The organism is Candidatus Dependentiae bacterium (assembly GCA_013821315.1).
In the GTDB taxonomy this organism is placed as follows: Bacteria; Babelota; Babeliae; order Babelales; family Babelaceae; genus JACDHA01.
The window spans coordinates 42141-62113 of sequence record JACDHA010000003.1; the positions used below are offsets into that span (position 1 = coordinate 42141).

The 19973-nt window shown below is 34.9% G+C and carries 22 protein-coding genes; 13 read left to right on the forward strand and 9 right to left on the reverse strand.

Annotated features, from left to right (window positions below):
• Positions 1-30: 30 nt before the first annotated feature.
• The 3 genes from H0X48_01230 to H0X48_01240 all read right to left on the reverse strand — a co-directional run bounded on the left by H0X48_01230 (position 31) and on the right by H0X48_01240 (position 2576).
• Entirely contained in the window at positions 31-831 is an 801-nt protein-coding gene (locus tag H0X48_01230; protein MBA3953931.1) for an ankyrin repeat domain-containing protein, read from the reverse strand.
• Positions 832-959: 128 nt separating this feature from the next.
• Complete coding sequence (locus H0X48_01235; protein ID MBA3953932.1) at positions 960-1409, reverse strand: NUDIX domain-containing protein; 450 nt, start codon at positions 1407-1409, stop codon at positions 960-962.
• A gap of 120 nt (positions 1410-1529) precedes the next feature.
• A complete protein-coding gene (locus tag H0X48_01240; GenBank protein ID MBA3953933.1) occupies positions 1530-2576 on the reverse strand; it encodes a M48 family metalloprotease in 1047 nt (348 codons plus the stop codon).
• 214 nt (positions 2577-2790) lie between these two features.
• Between H0X48_01240 and H0X48_01245 the strand changes: the two genes are divergently transcribed.
• The 3 genes from H0X48_01245 (at position 2791) to H0X48_01255 (ending at position 4987) form a co-directional block, all read left to right on the forward strand.
• Positions 2791-4203: a hypothetical protein gene (locus H0X48_01245; protein ID MBA3953934.1), complete on the forward strand. Its 1413-nt coding sequence runs from the start codon at positions 2791-2793 to the stop codon at positions 4201-4203.
• Between the two features lie 88 nt (positions 4204-4291).
• Entirely contained in the window at positions 4292-4705 is a 414-nt protein-coding gene (locus H0X48_01250; GenBank protein MBA3953935.1) for a hypothetical protein, read from the forward strand.
• Between the two features lie 135 nt (positions 4706-4840).
• Positions 4841-4987, forward strand: a complete 147-nt coding sequence (locus tag H0X48_01255; protein ID MBA3953936.1) for a hypothetical protein — start codon at positions 4841-4843, stop codon at positions 4985-4987.
• A 71-nt stretch (positions 4988-5058) separates the two neighbouring features.
• Here the strand turns inward: H0X48_01255 and H0X48_01260 are convergent, their stop codons facing one another.
• Positions 5059-5292, reverse strand: a complete 234-nt coding sequence (locus H0X48_01260; GenBank protein ID MBA3953937.1) for a hypothetical protein — start codon at positions 5290-5292, stop codon at positions 5059-5061.
• A gap of 227 nt (positions 5293-5519) precedes the next feature.
• On the opposite strand from H0X48_01260, the gene H0X48_01265 reads away from it, so the two are divergent.
• From H0X48_01265 to H0X48_01295, 7 genes are all read left to right on the forward strand, one after another.
• Positions 5520-6416: a DMT family transporter gene (locus H0X48_01265; GenBank protein ID MBA3953938.1), complete on the forward strand. Its 897-nt coding sequence runs from the start codon at positions 5520-5522 to the stop codon at positions 6414-6416.
• Positions 6417-6562: 146 nt separating this feature from the next.
• Entirely contained in the window at positions 6563-7150 is a 588-nt protein-coding gene (locus H0X48_01270; protein ID MBA3953939.1) for an ankyrin repeat domain-containing protein, read from the forward strand.
• Positions 7151-7165: 15 nt separating this feature from the next.
• Positions 7166-8548: an ankyrin repeat domain-containing protein gene (locus tag H0X48_01275; GenBank protein MBA3953940.1), complete on the forward strand. Its 1383-nt coding sequence runs from the start codon at positions 7166-7168 to the stop codon at positions 8546-8548.
• A gap of 27 nt (positions 8549-8575) precedes the next feature.
• Positions 8576-9214: a macro domain-containing protein gene (locus H0X48_01280; protein ID MBA3953941.1), complete on the forward strand. Its 639-nt coding sequence runs from the start codon at positions 8576-8578 to the stop codon at positions 9212-9214.
• A 41-nt stretch (positions 9215-9255) separates the two neighbouring features.
• Positions 9256-10353 (forward strand): SAM-dependent methyltransferase, encoded by a 1098-nt coding sequence (locus H0X48_01285; GenBank protein ID MBA3953942.1) that lies wholly within the window; start codon positions 9256-9258, stop codon positions 10351-10353.
• 130 nt (positions 10354-10483) lie between these two features.
• A complete protein-coding gene (locus tag H0X48_01290) occupies positions 10484-11035 on the forward strand; it encodes a DUF2975 domain-containing protein (protein ID MBA3953943.1) in 552 nt (183 codons plus the stop codon).
• Between the two features lie 14 nt (positions 11036-11049).
• Positions 11050-11256, forward strand: a complete 207-nt coding sequence (locus H0X48_01295) for a helix-turn-helix transcriptional regulator (protein MBA3953944.1) — start codon at positions 11050-11052, stop codon at positions 11254-11256.
• 3 nt (positions 11257-11259) lie between these two features.
• On the opposite strand, the gene H0X48_01300 is transcribed toward H0X48_01295, so the two are convergent.
• Positions 11260-12102: an HAD-IA family hydrolase gene (locus H0X48_01300; protein ID MBA3953945.1), complete on the reverse strand. Its 843-nt coding sequence runs from the start codon at positions 12100-12102 to the stop codon at positions 11260-11262.
• Between the two features lie 432 nt (positions 12103-12534).
• On the opposite strand from H0X48_01300, the gene H0X48_01305 reads away from it, so the two are divergent.
• Both H0X48_01305 and H0X48_01310 read left to right on the forward strand, forming a co-directional pair.
• Positions 12535-13443, forward strand: coding sequence for a phosphotransferase (locus H0X48_01305; protein MBA3953946.1), 909 nt, complete (start codon positions 12535-12537; stop codon positions 13441-13443).
• Positions 13444-13539: 96 nt separating this feature from the next.
• Complete coding sequence (locus H0X48_01310; GenBank protein ID MBA3953947.1) at positions 13540-15870, forward strand: beta-propeller fold lactonase family protein; 2331 nt, start codon at positions 13540-13542, stop codon at positions 15868-15870.
• A gap of 107 nt (positions 15871-15977) precedes the next feature.
• On the opposite strand, the gene H0X48_01315 is transcribed toward H0X48_01310, so the two are convergent.
• The 3 genes from H0X48_01315 to H0X48_01325 form a co-directional block, all read right to left on the reverse strand.
• Positions 15978-17036 (reverse strand): hypothetical protein, encoded by a 1059-nt coding sequence (locus tag H0X48_01315; GenBank protein MBA3953948.1) that lies wholly within the window; start codon positions 17034-17036, stop codon positions 15978-15980.
• Between the two features lie 5 nt (positions 17037-17041).
• Positions 17042-17221 (reverse strand): helix-turn-helix domain-containing protein, encoded by a 180-nt coding sequence (locus tag H0X48_01320; protein MBA3953949.1) that lies wholly within the window; start codon positions 17219-17221, stop codon positions 17042-17044.
• 245 nt (positions 17222-17466) lie between these two features.
• Positions 17467-17856: a rhodanese-like domain-containing protein gene (locus H0X48_01325; GenBank protein MBA3953950.1), complete on the reverse strand. Its 390-nt coding sequence runs from the start codon at positions 17854-17856 to the stop codon at positions 17467-17469.
• Positions 17857-18055: 199 nt separating this feature from the next.
• Between H0X48_01325 and H0X48_01330 the strand changes: the two genes are divergently transcribed.
• Positions 18056-19489, forward strand: coding sequence for an ankyrin repeat domain-containing protein (locus H0X48_01330; GenBank protein ID MBA3953951.1), 1434 nt, complete (start codon positions 18056-18058; stop codon positions 19487-19489).
• A 99-nt stretch (positions 19490-19588) separates the two neighbouring features.
• Here the strand turns inward: H0X48_01330 and H0X48_01335 are convergent, their stop codons facing one another.
• A complete protein-coding gene (locus H0X48_01335) occupies positions 19589-19810 on the reverse strand; it encodes a hypothetical protein (protein MBA3953952.1) in 222 nt (73 codons plus the stop codon).
• Positions 19811-19973: the final 163 nt, after the last annotated feature.

The following is a 19973-nucleotide window of genomic DNA, read 5'->3' on the forward strand; positions in this document are numbered from 1 at the left end:
GTATTAGCTCTTCTTTATTAATTGTTTTAATTATTTTTTAGATACACTTTTATCAAATGCTTGATTTGCTATAATCCTTCTAACATCTAAAGGTAGATCTGGTAGTGCATATCCTTCAGGTGATTGAGCTTTTTCAAGAGCTATAGCTGAGTATGCTTTCTTATAGTTTGGATTTTTAAGTAATTGTGCGATTCTAGTGTATTTACTTACATTAGTAGGCTTAAAAAGTTTCTCTGCTAGGGTAAAAGCTGTTATGCCATTTTTATCTTTATATAAAGGATTAGCTCCTGCTTCCATAAGTAGATCTATCATAGTCATATCAGCTGATCGTACAGCCAGGTGTAGAGGTGTTCGGCCTATTTTATTAGGCACATTAATATTAGCGCCTGCTGTAATTAACATGCGAGCGACTTTCAGCGGAAATGTATCCTGAGGATTAGGTTCTAGCGAAACAACCAAGTGTAAAGGCGTAGCATCTTCATCTCTGGTTTTATTAACGTTAACCTTGGCATCGATTAGTTCTTGTATTTTTTTGGAATCTTTATTTAAAATTGCGTTAAACAAAGCCTGTGTTTTTTGGTCTTCAGTCATAGTGTTGACAGCAAGATTTTGCAGTAAGCGTGTAGACAACATGGTTTGAACTGTTTGGTCTTTTAGCGTGGTATTGGGACTAGTATGATAATAGAGAAGCGCCTCACTGTATGCTTGTTGTTCTTCTTTCTTCTTTTTATTATAATCAGCCTGCTGGCGAAGAAATTCTTCATTTTTGTTCATACTAAAACAATTATGTATTGTTCCAGCAAAAAGTAGTAATAGTAAGTATTTTTTCATAAAAACCTCGTGTCTTAATAGTTAAAAAGAAATTTAATTATACTGTATATTATATTTAATTCACAAGGCAATAGTCAACAATATTACAAATATAAATAAAATATATAATTTCTTATGAATCTATTAACTTACCAGTTTGTCTGATCAAAATAGGTGCCTTGGATACGGTTAGAAAGAGCTTTACGTACCATAGGAATAAGATTTTCAGGTAAAGCTTTAAGGGAAAAGAATGCTAGATCATCGCATTTATGAGGTTCATTATTTATAGGTGTATTTTCCCATTGGTGTGCTACAAAGAAAAAATCTATACATTCGCTGTCTCGTTCACCTTGTGGTGCTTGAATAACACAGCTCATAGTGAGCCACTCTGGTTTTAATATAATACCAGCTTCTTCGTATGCTTCTCGTATCATGGCTGTTGTTATAGATTCATTTTCGTCAACGCATCCAGCTATTAAGCCATACTGTCCATCAGCGTATCCAGTATTAAAACGACGCAATAGTAATACGCTATCATCTTTAAGTAGTATAAGGCCAACTGTTATGGTTGCTTTTAGTTTTTGTGGCTTAGAGAGCATGAAGAGTCTTATTTATAGATGCTTTTTCTATTTAGTATACTAAGTTAACAGATAATAAAAAGAGATTACCAAAGACTCAAAAAAGCAGCAGGCTCCCTTTTTGAGTCTTTAAACCTTAGTTTATTTTCTGCTATTTTCAAGTTCTTGAGCAGCTTTGTAAAATTTGTGTGCACGTGAATAGTGGCTTGGATGATTATCGCCTGCTGAAAGATGATATAATTCATAGAGAACTGGATAGTGTTTTGCGTAATTACCTATAAGAGTAGTTAAATAACCTTGATTGGGCAGTTTTGTTTTTATAAAAGAAGTGTTATTTGTTAGCATAGTATGCTGATTATTAAAAAAGATGGCAGCAGCTAATAATTCTTCTGTAGATCTTGTGTGAGCAATGGCAAAATCATCAGCTTTTGTTTCCCTATACCTTGCATACAGTGGATCGGTTATCTTTGCATTACCATACACACCTGCAACAGTGAGGGCAAAATTAACCCATTTATTTTTCATTCCTACTTTAGGTAATGTTTTTCTAAGTAATTCAGAAGTTAATAGGCTAGATCCAAGTAGAAATACTATGCGTCCTGCTGTTGAGTCATTTTGAAGATGACCTAATTCATGACGTAATAGTACAGCATTGGCATTATTTAAAGTGTTTATGTAACTTGTTTTAAATAATAGTTTAAAAATACTATCAGTGATATTAGAAGTCAGTAATACAGAGCTTGGACAAAGACCTAGGGTCTTAAAATTATTATAATGAGCAGTTAAGCAATTGGCACTTCCACTAATTTGACGAGATAATAATGAGTAACCAAAATTAGGTGTTATGTTAATTGTACCTGGATTATTAGTTTGTATACACCAACGAGGCAACAGTGGAAAAAGACATGATACTTCATTGCTAAAATTAAGGTTAACTTTACATTGTTCTAGACTTATGCCACAATTTTCAGCTTCTTTTTTAATAAGATTTGAAACTCCCTCAATAAAATTTTTAGTCGTGGTGGTGTATGGTACAAATTTCTCCGCAAAAAAGCTAAGTTTTAACGCTAGTGGTGTATTTTTATCAAGTTCCGCTTGTATATCCGCAGGATCAGTTTTACTTAAGTCCATAGTATAGATAGGAAATAGGGCTATCAAATTTAATGACAAGAAAAGTAGTTTTTTCATAAAGATCCTTTAAATAATTTAATTAATTTTATATTTTAAATTATAACATATCGTAAAACATAGTCAACTAGAATTTAAAAAGCTGCTTTATAGGGGTAAGTCTAAAAGATTTTTAGTGAAAAAATAAGAATTAGATAATTGATTTTACTGACGTTTTAATTAAGCTAGTCAGTGGTTACCAAAACTATACTAACTTTATACCCTTTGAGCATGTATGAAACAAATACCCACTTTATTGATACTTGTTACCTGTTTTATAGTATACCTATCGGCAGATAGCGTTATTACTCAAGAAGCACGAGCTAATAAACCCTCTGCTGAAGAGCTAGAAGATCAAGATGTGGCCTGTTGCCCTAAGCCATTTATAAAGAGAGAGAGTATATGTATTTGTATGCCTTCAACAGGTAGGCCATTGCTAAGTCGGCCGTTAGAGTATACACGCGTAGCTTTTAAACCTTACGGGTACATAAAGCTTGACGCTTTTTATGATACGCGCCAAATAATTGGCGATAGAGAAGAGCATTTTTTGCTTTTTCCGGCACCTTATTTTCCAGATGTTTTAGGTAAAGATATTAATGCGCATGGTCAGTATCATATGAATGCTATTGAAACTCGTGCTGGAGTAAATATTGAGGGCCCTCAATGGGGACCCTGTGTAATTGATGGTGGTATAGAAGCTGATTTTAGAGGATCGAGCGAAGTGTCAGTTAACTGTTTTAGAATGAGATTAGCTTATGGTTTTGTTGATTGGAAATCAGGCCGATTTTTATTTGGTGAATTTTCGCATCCTTTATATATAACCGATTGTTATCCTGATACCGTGAGTTTTAATGGTGGTGCTCCTCTAGATCCTCAAGCGCGTATGCCTCAATTAAGAGTAGTGCAGCGATGGAATCAGAGTGAATTGCTTGTTGCCGTTTCGAGTCAACGTGGATTTAACAGTCCTGGCCCTAAGGGGCTTAATGCAGAATATATAGCTCGTAGTAAAAGGCCAGATCTCACGGCTGGGCTACGGTATTATTTTGGAGATAATTTTGTTGGTTTTGTAGTGGATCATAAATGGTTAACACCACGATTAGTAAGTGAAACTGGGTATAAAGTAGATGAAATTTTAGGTAGTACCATAGCTGAAGTATATGGCTCTTACCGCTACGCTCCTGTAAGCTTGCGAGCGAAAAGTTTTTATGCTCAAAATGGTGCTGAGCAAATTTTAATTAGCGGGTACGGTGTTTCTACTCGCGATGAAATAACAGATAAGCGTACCTATGCAAATACTGTTGCTGTAGGTGGTTGGCTTGATGCTTCATATATATTTTATTGTAACCGAATGGAACTGGGCTTTTTTGCGGGATACACTAAAAACAAGGGGTCCAGTAAGTCTTTGTACATCGATCCTAAGTCAGATGAGCCTATTATTTACAGTCTTGTGCCAGGGGTAAGCAATAAAATAGACTCTGTTGCTCGTTTTTCACCTCGTTGGGTATGGTCTTTGGATCCTCTACGTATAGGTGTAGAAGTTGAGTGGACACGAGCTGCCTTTGGAACACCCAATAAGTTTGGACGTATTTGTAATGCACGGCCCGTTGATAACGTGCGTATTTTAGGCGCTTTTTATTACGTCTTTTAGAACTATACTCGTTGACTTTTTGCCTCTACTCATGATACAACTAAAAAATCTAGAGTATTTCTTTTTTTATATATTTAAAAGGGTTTTTATGAATATTTCCACTGCTACTTATCAAAAGCTTAATCATACATTACAGATATTACGCGGTTCTTATAGTCTCTTCTTTTTATTAATTGGCCTTGATAAGTTTGTTAATTGGATGGCGCATTGGCAAACCTATATTAGCCCTCTAGCATTACAACATGTAACTTTTACTCCAGCAATTTTAGCAGTAATAGCAGGAATTTTAGAAATAGGTATTGCTGTACTTATTATAACGCAATGGGCTCGTACGGGAGCGTATTGCGGCTTTGCTTGGTTGCTTCTGCTTACAGCCAATGTACTAGCTTTACATGCTTACTTACATATTGCGTTGTTTTTTGCCATTGCAGCTATAGGAGCATTTACCTTAGGCCGTTTAGTTACTATTACTGAGCGTATTGCAAACGAAGACGTAGTTTAGTTTCTAGTCTTATAAGGTGTGGCAAGAAAAGTTATAATAGAACGATAAAAAATATTGACTATTATAAATTTTATAAGTTATTATAAACTATATGTTAAAATATTATTTAAATAATTTATAATAAGGGAGTTTTTTATGAAAGTTAATTATTTTTTATTTGTTACAGCTTTAGTCTTTTCAAGCTTTATCCATATTGGAGCATGTGATACTTGTGGTAAAAAAAAGCCTTATGCTGCTGAAGTTGTAGAGCCTCAAGGCGATATGCAAGAGGATATGGCATAATTACTTAGTTCTAGGTTTACAAAAAAAGGAGTAAGAAATTCTTACTCCTTTTTTTAGTGGATATATTTTAATTACGTTGTAGGCTGGTTGAGAATAGCTAGAGCTCCACCAGTGTAGTCATTACCTAAATCAATTACCTTATTAGTACCTTTAATAATAGTTAAGGTGGTAGTTCTATCAGTTGCTTTAACCGGTATAATTTGTATTTGTATATCAGTAGCAGTGTTATTGTAGAGAGTCCATTTATAGCTAAGTGATAAGTGAGATGTGCTTAGTAGTAGTATGATTACAAGCAACCTTTTCATTGATGACTTTCTGGTTAATAATTTTTTAAATACTATAATATTATTATCTCATATTTTAAATAAAAAAATCAACTAAAGACCTTATCGAGCCAAAAGCACTTTGATTTTACTCTCATTTAGTATAAACTAATACTTATAACTTATAATTAGTTAAGTATTTTGTATTTTAATGTACTTGTTTATACTATTAGTGTATTAAATAGCTGTTTTAAAGCAGGGAGGTTGCTATGTTCCTTATTTTTCTCAATTATGCTTTGTTAGCGTCAACTTTTTTATGTAATAAATTACTTGTAGGTTCGATACCTCCATTTTCACTTACAGGATTGAGTAATATTCTAGGTGGTAGTATTTTGTGTAGTTATGCCTATTTTAAACAACGTAGTGGCATAAAAGATTTTTTTAACGCGTCATCACTTATCTATTTGCTTCCTGTAGCTTTGTGTGTAACTTTTGGTGCAACTGCACTGCGTATGTATGCGCTTTCAAATTTAAGTTCGTTTAAAGTAACTTTTTTTTCAACACTAGATCCTTTTATTACTGCGCTTTTATGTTATATTTTGCGCTCAGAAAAACTAAGTTGGATGCAGTTGTTGGGTATGACAGTAGCAGCTGGCGGATCAGCATGCTTGTTTGCTGACTCTCTTATGGCTGAAGGTGGGTTTGCAACTGCTGCCTTGATACCGTTACTTGCCGCTTTTGGTGCAATTGTGGTAAACCGATATGGTTGGATTCTAGCTCAGGATTTTATGAATACGCGTGGTTGGAATATGCCTAAGGTTATTGCTATCAGTATGCTCATGGGTGGTTCTTTATCCTTGGGATCTGCTTTACTCATGAAAGAGTTGCCTTTATCGCTGGCTTGGCCTACAGTGCTTCCTATGCTTGCCTACGCAGTGATAGTTAATAACGTTATTTGCTCAAGTACCTATGGATTTTTACTTAAAAAATATAGTGTAACTTTTTTGTCCCTGGCAGAGTTTTTAGGGCCTCTCTTTGTAGCTCTGTATGGTTGGCTATTTTTAGGTGAATCGGTATCAACTTCATTTTTTATATCAATAGCATTAGTTGCACTAGGGTTATTTATGTTCTCTAAAAGTGCAGCAAAGCAGCTTCTAGCTGAGTAGCCTTTCTGCAACGATTTGTTTTAATTATTAATTGAGTCCTTTTTAAGAGGACTCTTTTTGTTAACTCAATTTGAAATATTAAATAATGTCTGTATACTGAGCTAAGTAACTATAATAATAATATACTTAAAAAGAAAGCTCTATAAATGAATAAAAAATTTAGACAACTAACAGCACTCAGCGGATTACTTGTTTTTTCAGCATTAGGTATGCAAAAATCTTCAGCTGATGATCAATTATTTGAAGGAGTATCCAGAGAGTTATTTGATACGGTTCTCTTAGCTCTTGATAGAGGAGCAGACGTTAACAATAAAGATAATTTAGGATGGACTCCCTTACATATGGCTGCTTACAAGGGCAATAGACGTTTGGTAGATCTTCTTTTAAAACGTGGTGCCAATAGGCTTGCCTACGATAATGGTAATCATTTACCAGCCGATTATGCATTAGGTGATACAGAGTTGGGTAAAGAGTTAAAACAAATAACCGATCATACAAAAGAATTGATTACTCTACTTACTATCTTGAAAATAAGAGGTAGCTTTAATTTATTGCCTCGAGAAATTATAATGGCTATTGTACATAAAGCATATACTCCTTCTTTAGTATCCCTTAAAAACGTATTTAGAAGAAAAGCGTTAAGTAAAGTATTTGTGGGAATTCTTCCCCCTGATCTAATAAATAAAATAATAGACTACAGCTTCAATCAAGATAAAGTCTTAACTACAAGATAACTATAAAGAGATAGTATGTATACCTTAAAAACAATTATTTTAGCTTTTTTAATACTACCTGCTCTAGCAATGGACGAGCCTTTGGCTAAAAGGCAAAGAAAAGATACTAAAGCCCAAATAGAACAAGCAAATCAAAAACTTCTAGAGGGTGCTGAATCTCGTAACATTCATGCTGTAGATCAAGCATTGCGTGAGGGTGCCCAAGTTGACACTACTAGTCCAGAGGGATTTGCTGCGCTTCATTATAGTGCCTGTAATGGTGATATTCAAATAGCAAAACTATTAATTGGTGCTCAAGCTAACCTTAATGCTCAAGATAAAGAATCATATTCACCTCTGCATAGAGCTGTTAAAAAGGGGCATGTGGAAATAGTAAGGTTGCTATTAAAAGCAGGTGCTTTAGTTGATACCGAAGACGCCTCTCATAGGACACCCCTTCATCTTGCTGCTACCAAAGGTTCTTTTGAAATTGCCTCACTTTTAATGGAATATAAAGCTAATCCTAATAGTGCAGATAATGACTATTACTCACCTTTACATAATGCTCTTTCAAATAAGCATACTGATATGGTAAAACTACTTTTACAGGCTAAGCCACTGTTAAATTTACGTGATGAAAATGGTCATAGGCCCTTAAATATAGCGGTAGAAAAAAGAGATTTAGCATCAATTCAAGCACTTATAGATGCTGGAGCAGATATTAATGCGCATACGTTTGATGTTAATACACCATTGTATGAAGCTATAGACAATGATTACACAGAAATAGCCCAACTGCTTCTTATGAAAGGAGCTGATTACACTCTTGCTGGCGATAGACCTTTTGATGAGGTATATAACCCCAATAGCTCTGAAGATTCAGAAGGATTTTTAAATAATAGAACATATAGTGGAAGTGGTTTTACTTGTATGCAGAGAGCTGTTTTGCGTAATAATAGTGTGCTAGTAAAGTTGCTTCTTGCGGTAGGTGCTGATGCAACAGTTAAAGATCAGGCTGATCGGACAGCGCTTGATCATGCTCGTGAATCTGGAAATGCTCAAATAGTTGAACTACTAGAAGAGTATAATGACCTTGCTCAAAATGTATCTTTAGAAACGGGTCAAAAAGCGGTTGATTTAGGTTATTATGCTTTAGTACAAATAATGCTTAAAAAAATGTTTATTACACGAGTTCAATTACGCACTTTAGCAAAAAGAGCTCAAGATGCTTATGCTGTTTCTGGTAATAGTATGTATGAAAAAATCAATCAATTACTTAAGGTTGAATTTTTTAAGCAAGCCAAACTAAGTATAGTATTAAATAAAGCTACAGCGAGGGATGCTAATGGCAATGCTGTAGTAAGTCCAGAACTTCCTAAAGAAATTGCTGATACTATTGCAGTTTACGCAGTACAGTAAGCCTTAATTGAATAGAAAGCAATCTATATGAATAGTAAATCTTTAATAGTAGTCTCTTTTGCTTGTTTTTTTACATCGAGAATTTTAACACAAGAACTTTCTAAAAAGTACGCACATGGCAGAGAAATACAAGTAATAAAAGATGATATAAATCAGCAGTCGGTAGACTGTATTGTAAATGCTGCTAACAAGGAATTGCTTTCAGGTGGAGGAGTTTGTGGCGCAATTTTTAGAGCTGCAGGTATTGATGCTTTGCAAAAAGCCTGTTTTGCTTTTCCAAAAACAGCAGATGGCGTACGTTGCCCTGTAGGTGAAGCACGTGTTACACCAAGTTTTAATCTTGCTACTAGAGGAATTAAACATATTATTCATGCGGTAGGCCCCGATTGCCGGAGTATAATTGATCCAGTAATACGTAAAAATTTGCTTGTCTCTACTTATATTAATAGTCTTCGAGAAGCTGAACATCTAGGTGCTGAAAGTATTGCCTTTCCTTGTATTAGCACTTCTATTTATGCTTATCCAAAAAAAGAAGCTAGTGTTATTGCTTTTCAAACAGTAAGTGATTTTATAACTAATCAGGCTTCTAGCCTTAAAAAAGTATGTTTTATGGTATTTGAGCAAGAAGATTATGTGCTGTATAAGCAGTTAGTAAAAACGAAATAGTTAAGCAAAGTTTTTAAAATAAAAAATAATTGAAAGTAACCATGCAATTAAACACTGTACGTATAGCTTTATTAGCCATACTTTTTTCTAATGCTGCTCTTAGTATGGACAGGTATACTACTTCGAAAGATCAATTTATAGCTCAAAGAGCTAGATTGATACAGTTATCAGGAGGCTTTTTGGTGTCTCGAGCACTACAGGTGTTTGCAGAACTGCGTATTGCAGATCACTTAAAAGAGGGCCCTCATGTTATAGATGATGCTTTTGCTTTACAAGTTGGTGCTGACAGAACTATGCTCTATAGACTTCTAAGAATGCTTGCAGGCCATGGTATTGTGCAACAACAGGAAGATAATACGTTTTCCCTTACTCCGTTAGGTGAGTTGATTAAATCTGATCATCCAGCTACCGTAGCTAATTTTTTAAGAATGGAAGATGAAACCCGTTGGCGTTCATATGGCAATCTGCTTGATACACTAAAAACGGGCATTCCAGCTTTTACTAGCACTTTTGGTGAAAACTATTTTGATTATATAGCAAAAGATGCTGGATTGCAGCAAAGGTTTGATGATGGTATGCATGATATATCATCAGAAGAAAACATGTTTATTGCGCAATCTTTGAATTTTAAAGATGCTACAACTATAGTTGATGTTGGTGGAGGAACAGGCGGGCTATTGCTTGCTTTAAAACAACAATATTCTTCTTTAGGTACTACTATTCTTTTTGATTATACTAACTTAACACCAGAACAGCACAAACTTTTAAAAACTCAAACTATTACCTTTGTTCAAGGTAGCTTTTTTGATGAACAAGCTATTCCTGCAGGAAAAGATATCTATATCTTAAAACGGGTGTTACATGATTGGGATACAGCTAAATGCATACGCATTGTAAAACGATGCCGAGAAGCTATGGCTCCTAACAGCAAGCTGTATATTATTGATGCACTTATACTTGCAGGCAATAACTATCACGTAAGTAAAGATATCGACCTTATGATGATGACGTTATTTGGTGGTCAAGAGCGTACGCAAGTTGAGTTTGAAGAGATCCTTAAAGCTGCTGATATGCGTTTAGTAGCTACAAAGCCCATAGAGTCCTCAATGTTATCTATTTTAGAGGCACGTTTAGCCTAGCTCTACGCTCCAATACTAGTAAAATTAAAAAAATAATCGAATATCGATATATAATTATTGATATTCGATTATTTTTTTGGTACTATTGCTTTTGATAATTTGTTTGTTTTATCTAAATCAGGAGTTTTTTATGGTTTCTATTACAAAATACACACGATTAATTCAAATTACGAGTATTGCCTGTGCGGTTATAGTAACAGTAGTAACCTGTTTGAGTTGGGTAAGTGATCTCTTTCCTACTATTACAGCACTCTTTCAAAATAGCGGTGAAGGGACTAATGCGTTAACACGATTTAAAGAGTTATCTGCTATACCATTTAGTCATAGATGTATAGGTTTTATTGTTGATGGTATTGCTCTAAGTATACTTTGGGTAGGTATTGTTTTTTTAAACCGCGTTCTGAAGCGTTTTCAAGCGGGTGATTTCTTTTCTCTTGAAAATATTCACTTATTTACTCTTTTAAGCCGAGTAGCATTAGCATGGGCGTTATATATGCCTCTAAGAGTAACCTTGCTCTCTCTTATAACAACACTTCATAAAGGTGTTGGCCATAGAATGCTTACTCTACAGTTAAGTATCCAAGATAGTATAAATATAGGGATATTCTTAGGACTTGCTCTTTTAACAAGCCTTATAGAAGAAAGTAGCAAATTAAAAAAAGAACACGACTTAACAATATAAGTTGGTATACCATTATGAAAATTATTGTAAAATTGGATGAACTATTAGCTCGTCGCAAAATGAGGCTTAATGAGCTTTCACAATTAGTTGATATTACCGAAGTAAATCTTTCTATTTTAAAGACAGGAAAAGCCAAAGCTATACGGTTTTCTACGCTAACTTCATTATGCCAAGCACTTAACTGCCAACCGGGAGATTTATTAGAGTTTGCAAAAGAATAAACGTTAAAGAACATTAAGCTCTTTAAGCTGTTCTCTTAGTGCTGTATAGTTGCCATTAACTAAAAGTATACCGGTAATACCACAAGTTGCAGCTGCACGAACATTGACTGATTGATCATCAATAAAAATACAGTCAGCAGGGTTAAGTTTGCAGGTATTAATAATATACTCAAAAGCAGCAACATGAGGTTTAATAAGACCTATAGCGCCTGAAATAACAATGTGATGTGTGTTAAAATAATTAAAAATATCTGGGTAATGCTGTTGTACTAAATTAAAAGAAACAGCATCCCAGTTGGAAAGAATCATAAGTGTATTTTTTAGCTCACCGTTTGTATCTTTGGCTTCAGCACAATCGCGCAGTAATTGTATTCCTTTTGCCAGTGGATAAGTATAACGTGCTAAAATTTGGGGATTAAACATAACTTCAAATGCTCTTTTGAGTAAGTTTTTTTCACGTTCACTTACAAAGTAGTGCTGCGCATCAAGTTTTTCAAGATAATCGTTAATAGAAACGAGTAACTCTTTTTCTTCAATTTTTCCTGCAAGCCATTTGTGCATAACAATAGGCAGTGGATTTCCTTTAAAATCTGTAGCTTTTTCGTGTGGATAAGAGTCTGAAGGATCCATTTTTTCTAAAATATCAAAAATAATAGGATAAATATTGGGATTGCGCCAATCAAGAAGCATGTAGGCGATAAAATGTGTAAAACCTATACTATAGGCAACACCTAGTTTACTTGTTGTAAATAGTGTATCACCTACATCCCAGATAATGGTTTTGCCAAAACAGGTAGTGCTAGTCATAAGAAGCAGACAAAATAAAAATTTTTTACTAACATGCATAGAGCTCCTTGATGCTATGTGCTTACTATAAGTAGCTTAGCTTAAGCTTTTGTGTAGAGCAATAGTTATCCTAACTTATTTTTTTACTCACTCAAGTATGCTTTTCTTTGCTTTTCTGACGGTTTCTCGCTGCACATTTCTTGGTACCAATGAGTAAGGGACCAGTGTTTTTTGGTATAAGTAAAAAAACTCAAACTGGCCAGTAGCTGTAAGTGTGTTTTATGTGATAGTTTATACTGCTGTACACTAAGCATAATTCTCCTGATTGCTAGCTAACTTACTCTCTATACTAATTCTCAGTATACCAGCAAAATAGCAGTACTTTAATGTATAAGTAAAAATAAGTATATTTTAGGCTTAATTTTGTGCATAATGGGTAGTCTAAAGCACAAGTATTTAAGAGCTTATTTTTTTCTTTACTAGTATGAACCTATGAGCAATGTACCTAAAAGATTTAAAGAGATTATAATAAACACGTATGGTCAAGCAGGTGTGCTTTGGCTTGAGCAACTTGAGAGTATCATAGCCAGTTGTGCCCACAAGTGGGGTCTTGAGCAGGTGCAGCCATTTCATACATTATCGTATAACTACGTAGTTCAAGCCTATAGTCAGGTATATAAAGCTCATGTAGCACTTAAGCTTGCAGTAGAAGATTCTGCTTTTTCTAATGAGCAACAAGCTCTAGAATTTTATAATGGTCAAGGATGTGTTGCATTACTCGACTCTGACGCCACCTATAAAGCACTATTACTGCAAAAAATAACTCCTGGCACTGCACTTGATACATTGTTTGCTATTGCTGATAATCGTGCTGTTATATATACAGTTGAAATAATAAAAAAGCTTCATAGCAACAAACAGTTGCCTGCTTGTCACCAGTATTTTGGCATACAAAAATGGCTTAATGTCCTGTACTCATTTACTGACGAGCGTGTTCCTAGGGCTTCTATTATTTTTGCGCGGCAGCTTGCTGAACAGTTACTGCAAACTGCTCAAGAAAGCTACTTATTGCATGGCGACTTACATCATGGCAATATACTGTTTAGTAATCAAAAAGGGTGGATAGCAATAGACCCAAAAGGAATAGCGGGTGAATTAGCTTATGAAGTTGGCGCATTTATACGCAATCCTTTTCCTGAATTAATACTGCAAGCACATGCTCAAGAAATTATAGCTCGTCGGTTAAACCAATTTTCTGAACTTTTACACATTGATCGCACACGATTAGCCCGTTGGGCATATGTGCAAGCTATTATTGCTACATGCTGGGCATGTGAAGATCAAGATCCAAGTTGGCAAAATTTGCTCTCTATAGCCACGTTAATCCAAAATCAACTATAAAATATTCTCTTTTAGCTTTTTATTGAAACAGTGCGATCAAAAGTGTTATGTCTCAGTAAAGAGTTTTTATAATCAGTTACTCAAAAGAGAGGTTTTATGACAATACGTTTAGTTGCATTACTAAGTATTTTAGCAGTGCCTTTTAGTGCCCAACCCATGTGTAATCCGTGTATTGTGCAACAGTCTTCCTCTATTGCAAGTGCGACATTTCCTTCCTCAGTAGCATTTTCTAAAGATGGATGCCTTGCTATAGCTAACGCTAATCCTGGAAATAATACAGTAACTATTTATAAACCAAATTCTGATTGTACTGTACCAACTAACCCGATTGCCACTTTAACAAGTTTGAGTGGTGTTAATCAACCAGGACAAGTAGCATTTTCACCAACAGGATGTTTAGCTGTTTTAAATATTGATACAGTAACTCTCTATAAAGTAGATCCTACAACATGCACAGCTCAAGATGTTGCTGTAACAACTTTAACAAATGCTAATGGTCTTGATAGTCCTGTTGCACTAGCATTTTCTCCAAATGGCTGCTTAGCAGTTGCTAATAGAGGTAATGATACAGTAACTATCTATAAAGTTGATCCAGCCACTTGTTCTGTAGATGTTACTCCTGTAGCTACACTTGATACTACCAATGGTATTAACTCTCCAGTAGCTGTAGCATTTTCATCAACTGGATGTCTTGCTGTTGCTAATACAGGTATTTTAAGTGATGGTACTGATAGTACAGTTACTCTCTATAAAGTAAATGCTGATTGTACCGTAGATGATACTCCTGCTTTTACCTTTGATACTACTTATGGTATTGTAAACCCAACTGCTTTAGCATTTTCCACTTCTAGTGCCTGTTTAGCAGTTGCTAATAAAGGAGTTATTGGTGATGGCACCGATAGTACAGTAACTGTGTACATTATAGATATAGCTACTTGTTCATTTGGGGGATCATCTGAAAATGATCACTCTACGTTGACTAATGCTAGTGGCATTAGTAATCCTACTTCAGTAGTATTTTCACCTAATGAATGTCTTGCTGTAGCTAATGCAGGCAGTTTAAATGATGGTAGTGATAGTACGGTAACTATATATACTGTCAATACGGGATTCTGCACAGTTGCTGACAGTGCTAACTCTACTCTTACTAATGCTAGTGGTATTAGTAATCCTGCTTCAGTAGCATTTTCACCTAGTGGCTGTCTTGCTGTTGCTAATAGTGGAACTCAAAATAACGATGATTCAGTAACTCTTTACACTGTTGATCCTAGCACTTGCAGTACACCAGATGCGGCTACAGCAACTATTGCCAATAAAAGTAGTTTAATATCTGCAAGTGATCTAGCATTTTCACCTAGTGGCTGCCTTGCTGTACCTCAAGGAGGTTTTGGCATAGTTAGTATTTATACTATTAGCTCTGATTGTACTACTACAGCTACACCGGCTGTAGATCTAAGATCTTTTTCGCCTAATGTTATAGCTTCTGCATTTTCATCTAATGGGTGTCTTGCTGTTGCTGATGAAGGAGGAGTCGCTAATGGAACTGATAGTACTGTTAAAATATATAAAGTAGATCCTGCTACTTGTACAACACAAGATAATCCTGTATCAACACTTACTAATGCTAGTGGTATTAGTAATCCTAGAGCACTAGCATATTCTGCTAGTGGGTGTCTTGTTGTAGCAAATACGGGTGTTATAGGCGATGGTAGCGATAGTACTGTAACGTTTTATAAAACCAACACTGCTGATTGTACAACACCTGATACCGCATTATTTACTCTTACAAGTGCTGATGGTATAAACTTACCTACAGCAATAGCTTTTTCGACTACCGATTGTCTTGCGATAGCTAATAGTGGTAATAATACAGTAAATTTATATACTATTGATCCTGTAACATGTAAACCTACTGCAACAGGTACTATTACTAATGGCGTAGTAAGTCCTCTATCGCTAGCATTTTCTTCTACTGATTGTTTAGCTGTAGGTAATCTAGTTATGAATAGTACTAACACTGTAACTTTATACAAAGTAGATACTGCAACTTGTTCAGCGCAAAATAATCCACTCGTTACTCTTACTGATGCTGACGTAATTTTTGCTTTTTCTTCTCAAGGGTGTTTTGCTGTAGTAAATGGTGCTCGTACTAATGTTAACATTTATAGCATAGATTCAGCTACTTGTTCTCTATCAGCAACGCCTCTAAGTACTTTGGGAGAAGCTCAAGGGTTAGGCTCTGTGCAAGATTTAGCGTATTCACCTTCGGGATGTTTAGCGGTAAGTAATACAGGCGGTAGTCAGCCAGGTATCATACTATTTAAAAACAACTGTACACCAACACCAACAGTAACGCCATTGCCCGTAAATAAAAAGTTTAGCTGTTTAGCCAGAGCTATACTTAATAAATATTGTACTGCTAACTAATTAGCTAGTTAAATTATAAGGGGCATTGCCCCTTATGATCCCCAGGTAAGTAGCTAACAAGCAAAGAGGCCACTATGCGTGGCCTCTTTTAGTAAATTATCTAAGCTTTAATAAAATTTTCTCTCTATAAAAGCTTTTGCAGGAGTGCATTGATCTATATGCTCTTCGAGCGAAAAAGTAGATCCTTTAAACCTTAAAGAAACTTCGCCCCCTGTTTTGCCATTGCGATTTTTAAGTACTACTAGCTCGAGTGTTGGCTGGCCTGTAAAGTGAGCATTAGCTTTAGACTCGTTCCATATACCTATAATAGAATGGGCATCTTGTTCTATATCGCCTGCTTCACGTAATTTATTTTCTTCCATATCTCTTTTTGAAGTCACTTCACGATTAAATTGAGCACCTAAAACGATGGGTAATGATAGCTTAAGAGCTGCCTCAAGAAGGTATTCAGATATTTTTTGAAGTTCAAGCTGACGGCTTGCAAAGCGACCTTTGATTTTAATTTTTTGTATATAATCAATAAACACTGCCTCAAGAGGGTAGCGATCTTTAAAGTTAGCTAAAAAGCAGACTAAATCTTCAACATACAAATGCTCATCAACCAAAGCTAAGCGATTATCATTTACTAATCGAGTAAGATTCTTTTTGCCTTGCTCTATTTTTTGTAACTGTTCGGTTACTAGAGACTTTGTCTGCCAGGCCATCGAAGTGCCCATAAGATAAGCAGTTAACAGTTCATTATTAAAATGAGCGTCAAGTTCAACTTTACAGATACTATTTAAAATATTTAAAAGAAGTTGCTTTCTTGTTACTTCGTAGCTACAAAAAAGAAAAGTGGCTTGTGCATTATGTTGTATCAGATTTAAAAAAAGATTAAGTAATAAGGTTGTTTTACCATGACTCGGGCGTCCTGCAATAATAGTAAGAGACTGGGTAGGAATTTTCCAGATACTATCAAGACTTGCGTACCCAGTAGAGAAATTCGCAGGTACGTTAACAGTATCTTTTATAAAATCATCTAAAGTATAAAAGGGATTAATTTGTTGATTACCAGTAAGTATAAAAGGTTGCCTTGTAATAGGAGCAACCTCCTGGGTATCTAAAGAAGCAATCGGAAAATTGAGTAATTTTGCCTGTAAGCGTGAAGTAAGCTCTTTATGCTTCATGTAAGTTATGCTGCGTTGCGATATTCCTGAAGATTGTTTTCAGATACATACCATTTTTGATCAATTTTTTGACCCTTAAGTTTACCTGAACGGATAAGCTCACGTAAAGTGCGTGGATGTATTTTAAGAAGAGTGCTTAATTCTTGTACGTCGTATAAAACAATGGTATCAACTGTTATTGGCATAAATATATTCCTTGAGAGATCAAAAATATTATTAAAGTGTTATGCCTTTAAGAATAACCTAAAAGAGTCTTTTAGTACACGAAAATAGAAAAAGGCAACAAGAAAGGCAATAACGCAGGATCTTTTACAATCATAGCTCCAGAAAGCCTTGCAGTTATTGCCTTATTTTTAAATACCTCTTATCTACTTATCAGCATAGCATACTTAATTTTATTTGTCAAGCTGAAATTTAAAATTGGCATAATTTAGATTAAAATATCCATGCGTTGGGATAATTCTTGTGCTGAAATAAACTCTATGCCCTTAGGGTGCTCGTATACTTTTTCTTCTTTAGGTAAGTGTGGCATAAGCTCCGTTTTACATAAACCTGTAGTTGGCAAGCCTTGATTATACCAATCAGCTAAGCCGCCAAGGTATGCATATACTTTAGTATATCCTAGAGCTTTTAGTAATTTGGCTCCCTCGTAAGTAGTATAATCTTGAGAGTTGGTACTATAGACAACTATCTCAGCTTCTTTTGAGAATTGTTTTACATACTCTGCAAGATCTTCTAAAGGGACATTAATGCTGCCTTCTATATGACAACTATCATATGTTTTGTCTCCTAAGACATTAATTATTTGACTGCGATTCATGGTAGCCTCCTGTTGCTTTTAGTGAATGTTATTCTTACTATAATAACAATTTTATAATTCAAAAGTAAATATTTTTTGTATTAAATCAGAAATTATCAATTTTATATTTTATATATTAATTTACATTAGTATAGAGGCGTGTTATTGTTAAACTATAGATTGTAAATACAGAAAAATATAATTATATAGCAAGGTCTCTATGAAAAAAATCTTTTTTTCTTTATTAGTGGTGTATCTGTTGAATGGGATAACCTGTTGTATGGCAGATGTTAAAGATCAGATTTGTCAAGCAATAATACAAGGTAATCTCAACGCTGTAAAAGATTTGATATTACACTCTGAGATTGATATTAATAGCTTATATCCTGTTCGTACAGCTACTCCATTACTTATTGCTGTACGTTGGAGACAATCTGAAATAGCTCATTTTTTACTTAAATATGGAAAAGCAGATATAGATGCTTGTGATGATGAGGGCTACACTGCGCTTTTTGATGCTGTAGACCGAAATAATATTTATCTAGTTAAGTTATTATTGAAATATAAACCTAACTTGCAAGGATTTCATGATAATAACTATACGCCTCTTATTATTGCAGTAGAGAAGAATAATATAGAAATAGTGCGATTATTAATTGAAGCCGGAGCTCTTCTGAATGAGCAAGAGAGGCAGATGGGAAGAACTGCTTTATATCGGGCTCTCTGTTTTGGGGGGTCTCCTATAGCACAACTATTAATTGAGCAAGGTGCTGATATACACAAACTTAATTATAACAACAACTCTTGTCTTCATATTGCTGCAAAAAGGGGTTGTAAAGACATTGTTAAGTTGCTACTTTCTAAACATGCTGATGTAACTTGTAAAAATATATATAGCAAAACACCTTTTTACTATGCTTTAAAAGAAGGTAGTAATACATTAATTTCGTTATTTATTGAGCATGGAGTTGATGTCAATGCTGCTCAACTAAACGGATATACACCTCTTTCTTTAGCTGCAGAAAATAACAATACACCTTTGGTTGAGTTTTTGCTCTGTCATGGTGCTACTATAGATGCTGAATCAGATTTAGCTTCAAATGCTAGTGTAAAACAAGCTGTAAATAATCAATCTGATTGTACTATGTCTGCTGAGTGCAAGAATTTTCGTATGTTGGGGCAAGAGTTAAGGAATGGTATTTATCCTAATAAAGTAGTTCAAAGTTTTATAAATTCAAAAAAGCAAGAATTGTTTGATGCTATAAAATTACAAGATACATCGACGTTTAAAGAACTGTTAAAACATTTGTTTTCACTCTGCCTTACAGATAATAATGGTAATACACTATGGCATTTGGCTTGTTTGTATAACAATCAAGAGGTGCTGAGGTTGCTTTTAGCCCTATACCCAGGTCATAAGGTATGGCAAAAGAAAAATAAGCAAGGTTTAACACCCCTAGAAGTTGCTGTAGGCCAGGGAAATACTCACTTACTGAAATATATACTAAGCACTTTGTATGGTTCAACTACAGTAGTAGTGTCTGGTGCCAAGCGTAATCGTGATGAAACGAGCGACATCGTAATGAAAAAGCGTAAGGTTATATATGAGTATCTATGTGATACTGATTCTGAAAGTGACGAGGATAATGGCTAAGCTCTCTTTATGATTGTAATTGCTAGAATAAGTGACAGAAAGCTGCTTTTTGTAGTGTTAGTAAGTAGCTTTCTGCTTGTATGTTTAAAGTATTTTAGATTACCCTATGTCATCTAAAAATATTTCTAGAATAAGATCTTGGTTATCATTACCTCTACTTTGTGACGATTTTGAAGTAGTAGATCTTGTAGTTGTATTTGTCTGAGTACTTGAACTGCATTGACGACCACGACATCTGTGAGGAGCTTGACCGCCTGCTTGACCTCGTTTGGTTATTGTACTCGTGTTAGCTTGTTCTTGTTTTGTATTAGTTTTAGCCATAGCATGTCTCCTTTAAAATATAATTTAATATTTAATATTAGTAATTATAGCTTACAAAAGCTTGCAGTTGCAATAGTTTTATTAACATAACAACAAGGCACACTAAGTTAGTGTGCCTTGTTAATTAATTTTTAATTGGGGAATCGTAAAGGGGCGTGCCCCT

Excerpts from the sequence above, each read along its gene's own strand:
- H0X48_01230 (MBA3953931.1), bottom strand. The coding sequence starts at position 831 with ATGAAAAAATACTTACTATTACTACTTTTTGCTGGAACAATACATAAT.
- H0X48_01235 (MBA3953932.1), bottom strand. The coding sequence starts at position 1,409 with ATGCTCTCTAAGCCACAAAAACTAAAAGCAACCATAACAGTTGGCCTT.
- H0X48_01240 (MBA3953933.1), bottom strand. The coding sequence starts at position 2,576 with ATGAAAAAACTACTTTTCTTGTCATTAAATTTGATAGCCCTATTTCCT.
- H0X48_01245 (MBA3953934.1), top strand. The coding sequence starts at position 2,791 with ATGAAACAAATACCCACTTTATTGATACTTGTTACCTGTTTTATAGTA.
- H0X48_01250 (MBA3953935.1), top strand. The coding sequence starts at position 4,292 with ATGAATATTTCCACTGCTACTTATCAAAAGCTTAATCATACATTACAG.
- H0X48_01255 (MBA3953936.1), top strand. The coding sequence starts at position 4,841 with ATGAAAGTTAATTATTTTTTATTTGTTACAGCTTTAGTCTTTTCAAGC.
- H0X48_01260 (MBA3953937.1), bottom strand. The coding sequence starts at position 5,292 with ATGAAAAGGTTGCTTGTAATCATACTACTACTAAGCACATCTCACTTA.
- H0X48_01265 (MBA3953938.1), top strand. The coding sequence starts at position 5,520 with ATGTTCCTTATTTTTCTCAATTATGCTTTGTTAGCGTCAACTTTTTTA.
- H0X48_01270 (MBA3953939.1), top strand. The coding sequence starts at position 6,563 with ATGAATAAAAAATTTAGACAACTAACAGCACTCAGCGGATTACTTGTT.
- H0X48_01275 (MBA3953940.1), top strand. The coding sequence starts at position 7,166 with ATGTATACCTTAAAAACAATTATTTTAGCTTTTTTAATACTACCTGCT.
- H0X48_01280 (MBA3953941.1), top strand. The coding sequence starts at position 8,576 with ATGAATAGTAAATCTTTAATAGTAGTCTCTTTTGCTTGTTTTTTTACA.
- H0X48_01285 (MBA3953942.1), top strand. The coding sequence starts at position 9,256 with ATGCAATTAAACACTGTACGTATAGCTTTATTAGCCATACTTTTTTCT.
- H0X48_01290 (MBA3953943.1), top strand. The coding sequence starts at position 10,484 with ATGGTTTCTATTACAAAATACACACGATTAATTCAAATTACGAGTATT.
- H0X48_01295 (MBA3953944.1), top strand. The coding sequence starts at position 11,050 with ATGAAAATTATTGTAAAATTGGATGAACTATTAGCTCGTCGCAAAATG.
- H0X48_01300 (MBA3953945.1), bottom strand. The coding sequence starts at position 12,102 with ATGCATGTTAGTAAAAAATTTTTATTTTGTCTGCTTCTTATGACTAGC.
- H0X48_01305 (MBA3953946.1), top strand. The coding sequence starts at position 12,535 with ATGAGCAATGTACCTAAAAGATTTAAAGAGATTATAATAAACACGTAT.
- H0X48_01310 (MBA3953947.1), top strand. The coding sequence starts at position 13,540 with ATGACAATACGTTTAGTTGCATTACTAAGTATTTTAGCAGTGCCTTTT.
- H0X48_01315 (MBA3953948.1), bottom strand. The coding sequence starts at position 17,036 with ATGAAGCATAAAGAGCTTACTTCACGCTTACAGGCAAAATTACTCAAT.
- H0X48_01320 (MBA3953949.1), bottom strand. The coding sequence starts at position 17,221 with ATGCCAATAACAGTTGATACCATTGTTTTATACGACGTACAAGAATTA.
- H0X48_01325 (MBA3953950.1), bottom strand. The coding sequence starts at position 17,856 with ATGAATCGCAGTCAAATAATTAATGTCTTAGGAGACAAAACATATGAT.
- H0X48_01330 (MBA3953951.1), top strand. The coding sequence starts at position 18,056 with ATGAAAAAAATCTTTTTTTCTTTATTAGTGGTGTATCTGTTGAATGGG.
- H0X48_01335 (MBA3953952.1), bottom strand. The coding sequence starts at position 19,810 with ATGGCTAAAACTAATACAAAACAAGAACAAGCTAACACGAGTACAATA.